11 protein-coding genes are annotated in these 13,781 nt (G+C 63.2%); 5 read left to right on the top strand and 6 right to left on the bottom strand.

Annotated elements, in window-relative coordinates; translation table 11 throughout:
- Entirely contained in the window at window positions 1-1,098 is a 1,098-nt protein-coding gene (glcE, locus tag AC3ISG_RS15835; RefSeq protein WP_489297401.1) for a glycolate oxidase subunit GlcE, read from the bottom strand.
- Window positions 1,098-2,597 (bottom strand): glycolate oxidase subunit GlcD, encoded by a 1,500-nt coding sequence (gene glcD, locus AC3ISG_RS15830; protein WP_489297400.1) that lies wholly within the window; start codon window positions 2,595-2,597, stop codon window positions 1,098-1,100. The genes glcE and glcD overlap by 1 nt, the downstream gene beginning before the upstream one ends.
- Before the next feature lie 387 nt (window positions 2,598-2,984).
- Here glcD and glcC point away from each other — a divergent pair, with 387 nt between their 5' ends.
- The 3 genes from glcC (at window position 2,985) to hppD (ending at window position 5,718) form a co-directional block, all read left to right on the top strand.
- A complete protein-coding gene (glcC, locus tag AC3ISG_RS15825) occupies window positions 2,985-3,758 on the top strand; it encodes a transcriptional regulator GlcC (RefSeq protein WP_489297399.1) in 774 nt (257 codons plus the stop codon).
- 108 nt (window positions 3,759-3,866) lie between these two features.
- A complete protein-coding gene (gene maiA / locus AC3ISG_RS15820; RefSeq protein WP_489297398.1) occupies window positions 3,867-4,499 on the top strand; it encodes a maleylacetoacetate isomerase in 633 nt (210 codons plus the stop codon).
- 142 nt (window positions 4,500-4,641) lie between these two features.
- Window positions 4,642-5,718 (top strand): 4-hydroxyphenylpyruvate dioxygenase, encoded by a 1,077-nt coding sequence (hppD, locus tag AC3ISG_RS15815; protein ID WP_489297397.1) that lies wholly within the window; start codon window positions 4,642-4,644, stop codon window positions 5,716-5,718.
- Window positions 5,719-5,937: 219 nt separating this feature from the next.
- On the opposite strand, the gene AC3ISG_RS15810 is transcribed toward hppD, so the two are convergent.
- On the bottom strand, window positions 5,938-6,768 hold the full coding sequence (locus tag AC3ISG_RS15810) for an IclR family transcriptional regulator (RefSeq protein ID WP_489297396.1): 831 nt from the start codon (window positions 6,766-6,768) through the stop codon (window positions 5,938-5,940).
- Between the two features lie 109 nt (window positions 6,769-6,877).
- Between AC3ISG_RS15810 and hmgA the strand changes: the two genes are divergently transcribed.
- Together hmgA and fahA are read left to right on the top strand one after the other, a co-directional pair.
- Window positions 6,878-8,194, top strand: a complete 1,317-nt coding sequence (hmgA, locus tag AC3ISG_RS15805; RefSeq protein WP_489297395.1) for a homogentisate 1,2-dioxygenase — start codon at window positions 6,878-6,880, stop codon at window positions 8,192-8,194.
- Complete coding sequence (gene fahA / locus AC3ISG_RS15800; protein ID WP_489297394.1) at window positions 8,191-9,489, top strand: fumarylacetoacetase; 1,299 nt, start codon at window positions 8,191-8,193, stop codon at window positions 9,487-9,489. The genes hmgA and fahA overlap by 4 nt, the downstream gene beginning before the upstream one ends.
- 352 nt (window positions 9,490-9,841) lie before the next feature.
- Here fahA and AC3ISG_RS15795 read toward each other — a convergent pair whose 3' ends face one another.
- Genes AC3ISG_RS15795 through AC3ISG_RS15785 form a run of 3 tightly spaced genes read right to left on the bottom strand, consistent with a single transcriptional unit; the run spans window position 9,842 to window position 13,514 of the window.
- Window positions 9,842-11,299, bottom strand: a complete 1,458-nt coding sequence (locus AC3ISG_RS15795; RefSeq protein WP_489297393.1) for an N-acyl-D-amino-acid deacylase family protein — start codon at window positions 11,297-11,299, stop codon at window positions 9,842-9,844.
- 4 nt (window positions 11,300-11,303) lie between these two features.
- Window positions 11,304-12,164 carry a MurR/RpiR family transcriptional regulator gene (locus AC3ISG_RS15790; RefSeq protein ID WP_122537988.1) on the bottom strand — a complete coding sequence of 287 codons (861 nt, stop codon included), beginning with the start codon at window positions 12,162-12,164 and terminating at the stop codon, window positions 11,304-11,306.
- Complete coding sequence (locus AC3ISG_RS15785; RefSeq protein ID WP_489297392.1) at window positions 12,165-13,514, bottom strand: GntT/GntP/DsdX family permease; 1,350 nt, start codon at window positions 13,512-13,514, stop codon at window positions 12,165-12,167. It abuts the gene before it with no gap.
- Window positions 13,515-13,781: the final 267 nt, after the last annotated feature.

Genomic DNA, 13,781 nt, shown 5'->3' with positions numbered 1-13,781 from the left:
TCAGATCTCCGCGTACATTCGGCCCGGATTGAACATTCCGTGCGGATCGAGTTGCGCCTTGAGCTGGCGGTGGTAGCGCAGCAAGGGCGTGGCCAACGGCTGAAAAGGACTGTCATCGAGGCCGTGGCTGTAGCAGGTGGCGTGACCACCTGCAGCGCTGGCGATGCGCCGAATCTCGCTGCCGCTGGCGTCGGATTTCAACCAGCGTTGCGCGCCGGCCCAGTCGATCAATTGATCCCCCGGCAGGTCCAGCGCCGCCGTGCTGACGGGCAATGACACGCGCCATAGCGGCCGGCCATCGGTGAAGAAATCCAGGCGGTGTTCGTTCAGCGCGCGCCAGTAAGCCGGGTCGATGGATTCGCCGCCGAGGCGGTCATGGGCCGCCGCGACTGAACCTTCACCGCCTTCAAGGCGCAAGCGCAGCACGCGGCCGTCGTGGCTGGCGGCGCTGATCGGCAGCGGTTGCTGACCCCACTGCGCGAGGCGGGCGAGGGCGGTGCTGCTGTCCATCTCCAGTGCGATGCTGGTGCACAGCCTCGGTTTGGGCAGGACTTTCAATGAGACTTCGGTGATCAGGCCAATGCAACCGAAACTGCCGGCCATCAGGCGTGACAGGTCGTAGCCGGCGACGTTCTTCATCACCTCGCCGCCGAAGCGCAGATGCTTGCCCAGGCCGGTGATCACCCGCGTGCCCAGCACGAAGTCACGCACCGAGCCTGACCATGGCCGGCGTGGGCCGGACAAGCCTGCGGCCACCATGCCGCCGACGGTTCCATCACCTGCGCCGCCATCGCTGTAGCTGGGTGGCTCGCAGGGCAGCATTTGACCGGCGTCTTCCAGCGCGGCGTTCAGCACCGACAACGGCGTGCCGGCGCGGGCGGTGATCACCAGCTCGGTCGGGTCGTAAGTGACGATGCCGCAGTGGAGGCGGGTGTCGAGCACCTCACCTGCCACCTCGCGACCCAGAAATGCCTTGCTGTTGGCACCTTGAATGCGAAGCGGCAGGGCGGATTGAATCGCCCGGTTGACCTGTTCCAGCAGCGCATCGCTGGCATCGCGCTCCTGGGCCACGAAGGGCGGCTGACGTTGGGCATCCATCAGAAACGCTCCAGTTCAGGGAAGGGCAGCTTGCCCATGTGCACGTGCATGGCACCGAATTCGGCGCAGCGGTGCAGGGTCGGGATGTTCTTGCCGGGATTGAGGGTGCCGGCCGGATCGAAAGCGGCTTTCACCGCATGAAACAACGTCAGCTCGTCACTGTTGAATTGCGCACACATCTGGTTGATCTTTTCGCGGCCTACGCCGTGCTCGCCGGTGATGCTGCCGCCGACTTTCACGCACAGCTCCAGAATCTTCCCGCCCAACGCTTCGGCGCGATCCAGTTCACCGGGTTGATTGGCATCGAAGAGGATCAACGGGTGCATGTTGCCGTCGCCGGCGTGGAAAACGTTGGCGACGCGCAGGCCGTATTCTTCCGACAGCGCGGAAATGCCCTTCAACACGCCGGGCAATTCCCGACGCGGAATGGTGCCGTCCATGCAGTAGTAATCCGGCGACAGCCGACCGACTGCCGGGAAGGCGTTCTTGCGCCCGGCCCAGAAGCGCACGCGTTCGGCTTCGTCCTTCGCCTGACGGATTTCGGTCGCCCCGGCGTTTTCCAGCACCGCGCGAACCCGGTCGCAATCGGCGTGGACGTCGGCTTCCACGCCATCGAGCTCGCACAGCAGGATGGCTTCGGCGTCCACCGGATAGCCGGCGTGAATGAAGTCTTCGGCGGCGCGAATGGCAAGGTTGTCCATCATTTCCAGCCCACCGGGGATGATGCCCTCGGCGATGATGTCGCCGACCGCGCGCCCGGCTTTTTCCACCGAGTCGAAGGCGGCCAGCAACACCCGTGCGACTTGCGGCTTGGGCAACAGTTTGACGGTGACCTCGGTGATCACGCCGAGCATGCCTTCGGATCCGGTGAACAGCGCCAGCAGGTCGAAGCCCGGCGAATCCAGCGCGTCGGAGCCCAGCACCATGTGCTCGCCCTCGACCGTCAGGATGTCGACCTTGAGCAGGTTGTGCACGGTCAGGCCGTACTTCAGGCAATGCACGCCCCCGGCGTTTTCCGCGACGTTGCCGCCGATGGAGCAGGCAATCTGCGACGAGGGATCAGGGGCGTAATAAAGGTCATAGGGCGCGGCGGCCTGGGAAATGGCCAGGTTGCGCACGCCAGGCTGCACGCGGGCAAAGCGCCCGGCGGGGTCAATATGCAGAATTTTGTTGAAGCGCGCCATCACCACCAACACGCCTTTTTCCAGGGGCAGTGCGCCGCCGGACAGTCCGGTCCCGGCACCACGGGCCACCACCGGCACGCCGCGCTCGTGGCAGACCTTCAGCAGCGTCTGCACCTGCTCGATGCGCTGGGGCAGCACCACCAGCATCGGCGTCGTTCGGTAGGCGGAGAGGCCGTCGCATTCGTAGGGGCGCAATTCTTCCTCCCGATGGAGGATGTCCAGATCGGGCAGGCGGGTTTGCAGCGCTTGGAGCAGCTGTTGTTTGTCGATGGCCGGCAGAACGCCGTCGACGCGTTCGTCGTACAGGATATTCATGGTGGGTTCGCAACCCTGTCTTGTTTTTATAGGAGGCCCGTTCCGTGACGGAACGTGAATGGCTGGCTTGCATCATTGGCTCAGCCGGGCTTAGTGTCTACCGGGTGGAGCAGTGGTCGAACCAGTTTCGCCATGAGGGAACAGCAAATTTTCCGCTAATACACATGAATATCAGTTAGATAGCGCCAGTCACGCTCTCTGCTGTTCAGGTTGATATCCGCGGTCATACCAGTGCGACGCCCGTGGCAGCAGTCGGCTTGCTGGCAAACCGGGCAATCCAGCTTGTTGGAACGCGACTGAAAAAATGTGTTCGCCAGCAAGCCGGCTCCTACCGATCGATTCGAGCGAACGGACTGGACCCAGCGCTAACCCGAGGAGCACTTAGTCATGGAAACTGCCCAAACCCAGCGCCCGCAGCAAGTCGCCGATGTCGTCAGCGAGCGCATCGAGCGGCTGATTGTCGACGGGGTGCTCAAAGTCGGTCAGCTGTTGCCTTCCGAACGGCGGCTGACCGAAAAGCTGGGGGTATCGCGCACTGCGCTGCGCGAAGGGCTGCAACTGCTGCGCGCCAGGGGCATCATCGAAACCCGTCATGGCAAGGGCTCGTTCGTCGCGCAGATGGGCGGGCTCGGGCTGACCGCTGCCTCGCCGCTGATGCATTTGTTCGCTTCCCAGCCGCGCACGCTGTACGACCTGTTCGAGGTGCGCAGCCTGCTGGAGGGGGAGTCCGCGCGGCTGGCAGCGTTGCGTGGTACCGACGCGGATTTCGTGCTGATCACCCGGGCCTACAACGCGTTGGTGGCCGGCCATGACCACCCGATGCCGGCGTCCGAACACGCTCGGCTCGACCATGCGTTTCATCTGGCCATCTGTGAAGCGTCCCACAACCCGGTGCTGGTGCAGACCCTGCGTTCGTTGACGGATCTGCTGCTCAACACGGTGTTCGCTTCGGTCAACAACCTCTATCACCGTGACGCCCAGAAGCGGCAGATCGACCGTCATCATGCCCGGCTGTACAACGCGGTCACGGGGCGCTTGCCCGAGCAGGCGCGCAAGGCGGCTGTGGCGCACATCCAGAACATCTGCGACAACCTGCGGGAGATCGAAAGCGAGGAGCAACGGCTGGTGCGCGCCACTCTGCGGCTGGAGGGCTGGGCTTGAGCCAGCTGGAGCTGAACTTGACAGCCATCCCGCATTGCCGCAGTTTACGCATTGCGTAAGTCGCTTACGCCGTAGTGAAAACCAAAACAACAATAACAGGCCATTCCCGTGGATCTTTTCACCTACTACCGATCGACCTCGAGCTACCGGGTGCGCATTGCCCTGGCGCTGAAAGGTCTCGCGTTCGACGCACTGCCGGTCAACCTGATCCGCGACGGCGGTGAACACCACCGGCCCGACTACCTGGCGATCAACCCCCAGGGCCGCGTTCCCGCTTTGAGGGTGGATGGCGGTGAGGTGATCATCCAGTCCATGGCGATCATCGAATACCTCGAAGAATTATCCCCCGAATTCCCATTGCTCCCCGAAGCGCTGCTCGCCCGCGCGGGCCATCGGCAGGTTGCCGCCCTGATCGGCTGCGACATTCATCCGTTGCACAACGTGGCGGTGCTGAATCGCCTGCGCGGCATGGGTCACGACGAAGGCGATGTGACGGCGTGGATCGGCCACTGGATCAACGAAGGCTTCGCCGCAGTGGAGGCCCTGATTGGCGACGCTGAGTTTTGTTTTGGCGCGGTTGGCCTGGCCGATGTGTATGTGCTGCCTCAGGTGTATGCGGCGCGACGCTTCAACGTCGACATGAGCCCGTACCCGCGTATTTGCCGGGTCGAAGCACTGGCGTTGCAGCATCCGGCGTTTCAGACCGCCCATCCCGATGCGCAATCGGACAAGCCGGAGTAATCTTTCCCCCATGAAAAGCTTCGGTCTGCAATTGATCTTCGGCGACTTCCTCGCCCGCAGCGTGCGGGGGATTTCCTGCGCGCCACCCGCTGAATCGTGATCCGAGCCGCTGTGCCTCTCACTTTTCAGCAGGAGCAAGACCGTGACTGATCTCTACGAAAATCCAATGGGCCTGATGGGCTTCGAGTTCATCGAATTCGCCTCGCCGACCCCCAACGTGCTGGAGCCTGTTTTCCAGATCATGGGCTTCACCAAAGTCGCCCAACACCGTTCCAAGAACGTGTCGCTGTACCGCCAGGGCGCGATCAACATCATCCTTAACAACGAGCCCAACAGCGAAGCGTCCTACTTCGCGGCGGAGCATGGTCCTTCCGTGTGCGGCATGGCATTTCGGGTCAAGGACTCGCAACTGGCCTACAAGCGCGCGCTGGAACTCGGCGCGCAGCCTGTCGAGATCGGCACCGGGCCCATGGAATTGCGTTTGCCGGCGATCAAGGGGATTGGCGGCGCCCCCCTGTACCTGATCGACCGTTTCGGCGAAGGCACCTCAATCTACGACATCGATTTCGTGTACCTCGAAGGCGTCGACCGTCACCCCAAGGGCGCCGGCCTGCAGTTCATCGATCACCTGACCCACAACGTATATCGCGGGCGGATGGCCTATTGGGCGAACTTCTACGAGAAGCTGTTCAATTTCCGTGAGCTGCGCTACTTCGACATCAAGGGCGAGTACACCGGCCTGACCTCGAAAGCGATGACAGCGCCGGACGGCATGATCCGCATCCCGCTCAACGAGGAATCGTCCAAAGGCGCCGGGCAGATCGAAGAGTTCTTAATGAAGTTCAACGGCGAGGGCATTCAACACGTCGCGTTCTTCACCGAAAATCTGATCGACACCTGGGACCGGCTCAAGGCGCTGGGCATGCGCTTCATGACACCGCCGCCGGACACCTATTACGAAATGCTCGAAGGCCGGCTGCCTAACCATGGCGAACCGGAGCACGAGCTGAAGGCGCGGGGGATTCTGCTGGACGGCAATTCCGAAGGCGGAAACAAGCGTCTGTTGCTGCAGATCTTCTCGGAAACCCTGATGGGGCCGGTGTTCTTCGAATTCATCCAGCGCAAGGGCGACGACGGCTTCGGCGAGGGCAATTTCAAGGCGCTGTTCGAGTCGATCGAGCGCGATCAAGTGCGACGGGGGGTGTTGGCAGTGGATTGAAGTAGGTGCACGCGCGCTGTTAGTGGGACCGGCTTCAGCCGGGAAGGGGCCAGTTTGAGCACCATCAAATGTGTGGCGTAAATGCCGACGCTTTCCCGGCTAAAGCCGGTCCCACCAGATGTACTCGGTCCTACAGTCGGGCTCACCGCTCATTTTCTGGGTGCATGCGATGTTTTAGTAGGACCGGCTTCAGCCGGGAAGAGGTCGGTTTGAACGCCATCAAGTTTGCGGTGTAACCGCCGAAGCCTTCCCGGCTAAAGCCGGTCTTACTATTTCCCCACCCATCCGCGCGCTGATCGCCTGGGCCGTCTGCAGCAGTTCCTGTGCCGCAAGGGCCTGACGCTGATCGGTAAACACCGATGCCGAGCCCACCACCGTCACCACACCCACCAGCTTGTTGCCCATGGCAAACACCGGTGATGACACCGCGTTGACCCCGGCCATCAACATCCCATGAATCTGATGCACCCCGGTGCTGCGGATTTCGCAGACGTGCCGGTCGATCTCCTGCAATTGCGCCGCGTTCAACGAGGCCGATTCCGCCTCCCTCAACCGGGCGGTTTCAGTCGCAGACAGAAAGGTCTCGAACACCAGCCCGGTGGACGAACTGAGCAGCGGCAGCACCGAGCCGATCTGCGTCACCAGCGTGACCGCGCCCAGCGACTGCTCGACGTACACCACCGTCGGGCCTTTGTTGCCCCACACCGCCAGAAAGCAGGTTTCGTTGAGTTCATCGCGCAGTGCGATCAGGGCTGGGGCAGACGTTTTCAGTACGTCCAGTTGGCTCAGTGCGGCCAGGCCGACCTGTAATGCCGAACGGCCCAGACGGTAATGATTGTTGGCCGGGTCCTGCTCGGCAAAGCCGCTGTCCACCAGCGCTTGCAGGTAGCGATGCACCTTGCTGGCGGGCATGTCGACGTACTCGGCGAGTTTCGACAGTGACGTGGCGGGGGCCAGTTCGGCCAGCGCCTTGAGGATGCCGACGCCGACTTCAGCCGACTGGACTTTCTGCTGGCGTGGCGCGGCGGCGGGGGTGGAATCGTCGGTCATGGCAAGGGAGGCCCCCGGTCTGGAAAGGCTGCTTTATAGCTTGACCCTTCTGCAAACTCAAATTACGTTATGCGTAACACGCTTACGATAAAAACAATAAGAGGTCGTCATGTCGACAGCACCCCGGTCCGACTCCTTGCGCTACCAGTGCGGCTTCGGCAATCAATTCAGCAGCGAGGCGATGCCGGGCGGATTGCCCCGCGGGCAGAACTCGCCTCAGCGTCATCCGCTGGGCCTGTATGCCGAGCAATTCTCCGGCACCGCATTCACCGTCCCCCGCGCCGAAGCCCGGCGGACCTGGCTCTACCGTATTCAACCGTCTGCCGCGCACCCTCGTTTTCAGCGACTCGAGCGGCAGATTACCGGTCAACAGCAAGGCCCCGTCACCCCCAATCGCCTGCGCTGGAATGCGTTCGACATCCCCGCCGAACCGACCGATTTCATCGACGGCCTGCACGCGCTGGCCAGCACCTCGTCTGCCGCGCAGGCCGAGGGCGTGAGCGTCTACGTCTACACGGCCAACCTTTCTATGCAGCGCGCGTTCTTCAACGCCGACGGCGAATGGCTGATCGTGCCCCAGCAGGGTCGCCTGCGCATCACCACCGAATTGGGCCTGCTAGACCTTGAGCCGCAAGAAATCGCCGTGCTGCCGAGGGGGCTGAAATTCAGCGTCGAGTTGCTCGACGGCGCCGCGCGAGGTTATATCTGCGAGAACCATGGCTGCGCCCTGCGTCTGCCTGACCTGGGTCCGATCGGCAGCAATGGCCTGGCCAATCCCCGGGATTTCCAGGTGCCCCACGCCTGTTTTGAAGACAGCGTGCAGCCCACCGTGCTGGTGCAGAAATTTCTCGGCGAACTGTGGGCGACCACGCTGGGTCATTCCCCCTTCGACGTCGTTGCGTGGCACGGTAACAACGTCCCGTATAAATACGACCTGCGCCTGTTCAACACCTTGGGCACGGTGAGTTACGACCATCCCGATCCGTCGATCTTCACCGTGCTGACGTCTCCGGGCGTTGTCGAGGGTCAGGCCAACGTCGATTTTGTGATCTTCCCACCGCGCTGGATGGTGGCGGAAAACACCTTCCGGCCGCCGTGGTTTCACCGCAACCTGATGAACGAATTCATGGGCCTGATCGACGGGGCCTACGACGCCAAGGCCGCAGGGTTCATGCCCGGCGGCGCCTCACTGCACAACTGCATGAGCGCCCATGGCCCGGACAACGCCAGCGCCGAGAAGGCCATGGCCGCCGAGCTCAAGCCGCACAAGATCGAACAGACCATGGCGTTCATGTTCGAGACCGGCAAGGTCCTGCGGCCCAGCTACCACGCGCTGGAAAGCCCACAGCTGCAAAGCGATTACGATGCCTGTTGGGATGGCATCGCCAGAACGTTCAAGCCTTTCGACACGGACAGCCAACGATGAGCACTTCACAGCACCTGCGCAGCTGGGTTGCCAGCGCCAACGACCATCCCGACTTCCCCCTGCAGAACCTGCCCCTGGGCGTGTTCAGCCGCCCCGGTTTCGGTAAGCGCGGCGGCGTTGCCATCGGCGATTTCATTCTCGACCTGCAAACAGCCCTTGAGGCCAGCCTGTTCAACGGCGCCGCGCGCGTGGCCGTCGAAGCCGCCTGTCGCGGGCAGTTGAACGATTTTTTCGCCCTGGGCGGTTCGTCGCGGCAGGCCCTGCGCCACGAATTGCTGCACCTGCTCGACGAAAAAACCTTGCAGCGTGAGCGCTTGCAAGCCATGGGGGATCGTTTGCTGGTGCCGATGGCTGACTGCCAGATGCACATGCCGGCACAGGTCGGCGACTACACCGATTTTTACGTCGGCATTCATCACGCGATGAACGTCGGCAAGCTGTTCCGCCCGGACAACCCGCTGTTGCCGAACTATAAGTACGTACCGATTGCCTACCACGGGCGGGCCTCGACGCTGGGTGTGTCCGGGATGCCGGTCAAGCGCCCCAGCGGGCAAACCTTGAAGCCGGGTGCCGAGGCGCCGGATTTCGGGCCGAGCAAACGCCTGGATTACGAACTGGAAGTGGGCGTGTGGATCGGGCAGGGCAACGAGGCGGGCGAGCCCGTCGCCATTGGCAGGGCGGGCGAGCACATCGCGGGTTTCTGTCTGTTGAACGATTGGTCGGCCCGGGACCTGCAAGCCTGGGAATACCAACCGCTGGGGCCGTTTCTGTCGAAGAGTTTTGCGACGAGCATTTCGCCGTGGGTGGTCACGGCCGAGGCCCTGGCGCCGTTTCGCGCGGCCCAACCGGCGCGCCCCGAGGGTGACCCGCCGCCGATGGCCTATCTGTTCGATGAGCAGGATCAAGCCGGCGGCGCGCTGGACATCGAGCTGGAAGTGCTGCTGCTCACCGCGCGGATGAAAGAGCAGGGTATCGCGCCCCAGCGTCTGTCCCTGAGCAACACGTTGAACATGTACTGGACCGTCGCGCAGATGGTGGCCCACCACAGCGTCAACGGCTGCAAGCTGCAAGCCGGCGATCTGTTCGGCACCGGCACCTTGTCAGGCCCGCAGCCCGGCCAGCTTGGCAGCCTGCTGGAAATGACCGAAGGCGGAAAGCGCGCCGTCGAGTTGCCCAACGGCGAGACGCGAACCTTTCTGGAGGCCGGCGATGAGGTGATCCTCAAAGCGCGCTGCCGCAAGGACGGAGAAGTGAGCATCGGGTTTGGCGAATGCCGTGGGGTTGTGATTGGGTGAACCCAGTCCTACGGACACAGCGCATGCTTTTAGCAGGACCGGCTTCAGCCGGGAAGAGGCCCGTGTGTACAGCTCAGATTTGCGGTGTGCCGCCCGACGCCTTCCCGGCTAAAGCCAGTCCTACGGACCCAGCGCATGCTTTTAGTAGGACCGGCTTCAGCCGGGAAGAGGCCAGTGTGTACAGCTCAGATTTGCGGTATGCCGCCTGACGCTTCCCGGCTAAAGCCAGTCCTACGGACACAGCGCATGCTTTTAGTAGGACAGGCTTCAGCCGGGAAGAGGCCAGTGTGTAAAGCCCTGATTTGCGGTGTGCCGCCTGGCGTCTTCCCGGCGAGCGCCAGTCCTACAGAGATTAGCTAAACCCACCCACCAGCGATCCGCTTCGCGGCAAGAACCGTCCTTGCCGTTCCCCGTGAGGCTTGCCCTCGGCATAGCTCAAATGCCCGTTGACCCACACTGCATCAATCCCCTCCGCCGGGCGCTTGGGCTCTTTGAAATCCGCCACATCGCGCACGGTGTCAGCGTTGAACAGCACCAGGTCTGCGCAATAGCCTTCGCGCACAAAACCGCGATCCGTGAGCCCGAAGCGCGTTGCGGTCAGTCCGGTCATCTTGTGCACGGCGGTGTGCAGCGGGAAAAGCCCTACGTCCCGACTGAAATGCCCCAGCACCCGAGGGAACGCACCCCACAGGCGCGGGTGCGGGAACGGGTCTTCCGGCAGGCCGTCCGAGCCGATCATCGACAGCGGGTGTTTCATGATGCGCTGCACATCCTTTTCGTCCATGCCGTAATACACGGCGCCGGCCGGTTGCAGTTTGCGCGCGGCGTCCACCAGTGAAAGGCCCCAGTCGGCGGCGATGTCTTTCAGCTCGCGGCCGCCTTGGTCCGGGTGCGGCGTCGACCAGGTGATGGTGATCGGAAACGCATCGGTCACCTGTTTCAAATCCAGCGTCGAAGAACTGGCCGCATAGGGGTAGCAATCGCAGCCCACCGGGTGGGTCAGCGCGGCGTTTTCCAGGGACGCCAGCAGCTGCGGACTGCGACCCCAATTGCCGGCGCCCGCGCATTTCATGTGGGAAATCACCACCGGCGATCTGGCGTGACGGCCGATCGCGAACGCCTCGTCCATCGCCTCCAGCACGGGCTCGAACTCGCTGCGCAAGTGCGTCGTGTACACCGCGCCGAACGCTGTGAGCTCCTCGGCCAGTTGTTTGACCTCGTCGGTCTCGGCGGAAAAAGCCGAGGCATAGGCCAGACCGGTGGAAAGCCCCAGCGCGCCGTCCGCCAGGCTGTCACGCAATTGCTCGCGCATGGCGCTGATTTCATCAGCGCGCGCCGTTCGAAAAAGATCGTCCATGTGATTGCTGCGCAGGGCGGTGTGACCGATCAGCGCCGCCACATTGACCGCCGGTCGCGCCGCGTCCACTGCGTTGCGGTAGTCGATGAAGCGCGGATAAACGAACGCGGAGGCGGGGCCCAGCAGGTTCATCGGATCCGGTGGATCCCCCGCCAGGGAAACGGGTGAGGCGCTGATGCCGCAGTTGCCGACGATCACCGTGGTCACGCCCTGGGTGATTTTCGGCAGCATCGCCGGCTGGCGAATCACCACGGTGTCGTCGTGGGTGTGCACGTCGATGAAACCCGGGGCCAGCACGCGGCCCGCGGCGTTGATTTCTTCGCGGGCGGAGACGTCGTGCAGGTCGCCGATGCGCTGGATGCGGCCGTCGCGCAGGGCCACGTCGGCGCGGTAGCCCGGCGTATTGCTGCCGTCGATCACCAGCGCGTCGCGAATGATCAGGTCGTAAAGCATGGGGTCAGTCTCCAAGGGGCAGGCCGTCGTCGCCGCCGCGGTAGTCATCCAGGGCGAGCTTGATCCGCCTTAGCCGTTCGCGGTTGGCGTCGGGCGCCGTCAGCGCCAGTTCGGTGGCCAGCACGTCGATGGTCAGCAGCATGCCGTAGCGCGCGGCGGTGGGTTTGTAGATGAAATGGGTTTCGGCGATCTGCAGTGGCAGCAGCACATCTGCGCGTTCCGCCAACGGTGAGCCGGGCAGGGTGATGGCGAGAATCTTCGCGCCATAGCTGCGGGCCAGATCCACTGCGTCGAGCAGTTCAGGGGGGCGCCCGCTCAGGGAGCAGACGATCACACTGTGCTCGGGCCCGAGGGTCGCGGCGATGAGCCGCATCATCACCGGGTCGCGGCTGGCGGCAATCGGATAACCGAGCCGCACCAGCCGGGTCTGCAGTTCTTCGCTGCACAGGCTGGACGCGCCGCCCATGCCGAAGCTGTGAATCATCCGGGCCGGCGCCAGCAGGGCCACCGCCGCCTGAAAGCGCGACTCGTCAAATCCAGCCAGGTGCTGCCGCAGGGTCGACTCGATGTCGCCAACGATCTGGCTGAAAAACGCTGACTGTTCCGGCGCCTGCTCCGCGGTCAGGAAGCGGTTGCCCACGGCGCTGGCCTGGGCCAGTTGCAAGCGCAGGTCGCGCAAGTCCTTGCAGCCCACGGTGCGGGCGAAGCGCGACAGCGTGGCACTGCTGACCTCGGCGCGGGCGGCGAGGTCGTCGAGGCTGGCGCTGGCGGCAAACGCCACGTCGCTGAGCACCAGCCTGGCGATGCGGCCTTCGCCGGCGCTGAACGACTCTTGGCGGGCACGGATCTGGTAAAGAATGTCCACTCAGATCACCTGCGCCAGCCCGAGGGTCAGGACGAAAGCGATCACCGAAATCAGCGTCTCCAGCACCGTCCAGGTCTTGAAGGTCTGTGCCACGGTCATATTGAAATACTCCTTGATCAGCCAGAACCCGCCGTCATTGACGTGGGAAAAAATCACCGAGCCGGCGCCGGTCGCGAGCACCAGCAGCTCCGGATGGGGATAGCCCAGACCCAGCGCCACGGGGGCCACGATGCCGGACGCGGTGGTCATCGCCACCGTGGCCGAGCCGGTGGCGATGCGCATCAATGCCGCAAACAGCCAGCCCATCAGCAGCGGCGACAGGTGAAAGTCCTGCGCCAGGCCGACGATCTCGTTGGTCACGCCGCTGTCGACGAGAATTCGGTTCAGACCGCCGCCTGCGCCGACCAACAACGTAATGCTGGCCGTTGGCGCCAGGCATTCCTGGGTGAATTTCAGGATTGAATCGCGGGAAAAGCCCTGGGCGATACCCAGTGTCCAGAAGCTTAGCAACGTGGCGAGCAGCAGCGCGATCACCGAGTTGCCGATGAACAGCAGGAAGCTGTTGAAGCCGCTCCCTGGCGTGGAAATCAGATTGGCCCAGCCACCCAGCAGCATCAGCACCACCGGCAACAGAATGGTCGCCATGGTGATGCCGAAACCTGGCAACTGGACGCGGGGTTCACGGTCGAGAAATTGTTTGGCGAGCGGGTTTTCGTCGGGCAAATGAATGTGCGGCACGATGAAGCGCGCGTAGACCGGGCCGGCAATGATCGCGGTGGGGATGCCGATGAGGATGGCGTAGAACAGGGTCTGGCCGACTGACGCCTGGTACGCCTGCACCGCCAGCATCGCCGCAGGGTGCGGCGGCACCAGGGCGTGGACCACCGACAGGCCGGCGACCATGGGCAGGCCGACCATCAGAATAGACACGCCGACCCTGCGCGCAATGGTGAAGGCGATCGGCACCAGCAGCACGAAGCCCACTTCGAAGAACAGCGGCAGCCCCACCAGAAACGCGATGCAGACCATCGCCCAATGGGCGTTACGCTCGCCGAAGCGGTCAATCATCGTGCGCGCCACCTGCTCGGCGCCGCCGGACTCGGCCATCATTTTGCCGAGCATGGTGCCCAGCGCCACGACCAGCGCGATGTGCCCCAGCGTCTTGCCGACGCCGCCCTCATAGGACGCGACGACGGCATTGGCCGGCATGCCGGCGACCAGCGCGAGGCCGACGGACACCAGGGTGATGACGATGAACGGATTGAGGCGAAAGCGCGCGATGAGCACGATCAGGGCGATGATCGCGACGGCGGCGTAGACCAAGAGAGACAGGCCGGTTGACGGAGGCATGCAACGGATTCCTTGCTGAGAATGAGGAGGTCAGGGCTTGGTGGCGACGGGGCTGGCCCGCTAGACGGGGTTAATCCCGGTGGATTAACCGGTGCGCAACCAGGCGGTGAAGACGAACTCGGCAGTGGGTGTTGCAAGCGCCATCAGCGGCGAAAGAGAAGCGGGGGCGGGACGATCACAGGCAGTCATTATTGTTATCTCTGATTTCGTGATGAAAATTAAATTACACGAAGCAGGATAAAAAGATCAATTCATGAAAATTAATTT

The organism is Pseudomonas sp. GL_135, assembly GCF_057834665.1.
This window is presented reverse-complemented; position numbering and strand designations above follow the sequence as displayed.

Coding starts and splice junctions, on each gene's coding strand:
- glcE (WP_489297401.1), bottom strand. CDS start 1,098: ATGGATGCCCAACGTCAGCCGCCCTTCGTGGCCCAGGAGCGCGATGCC.
- glcD (WP_489297400.1), bottom strand. CDS start 2,597: ATGAATATCCTGTACGACGAACGCGTCGACGGCGTTCTGCCGGCCATC.
- glcC (WP_489297399.1), top strand. CDS start 2,985: ATGGAAACTGCCCAAACCCAGCGCCCGCAGCAAGTCGCCGATGTCGTC.
- AC3ISG_RS15810 (WP_489297396.1), bottom strand. CDS start 6,768: ATGACCGACGATTCCACCCCCGCCGCCGCGCCACGCCAGCAGAAAGTC.
- hmgA (WP_489297395.1), top strand. CDS start 6,878: ATGTCGACAGCACCCCGGTCCGACTCCTTGCGCTACCAGTGCGGCTTC.
- fahA (WP_489297394.1), top strand. CDS start 8,191: ATGAGCACTTCACAGCACCTGCGCAGCTGGGTTGCCAGCGCCAACGAC.
- AC3ISG_RS15795 (WP_489297393.1), bottom strand. CDS start 11,299: ATGCTTTACGACCTGATCATTCGCGACGCGCTGGTGATCGACGGCAGC.
- AC3ISG_RS15785 (WP_489297392.1), bottom strand. CDS start 13,514: ATGCCTCCGTCAACCGGCCTGTCTCTCTTGGTCTACGCCGCCGTCGCG.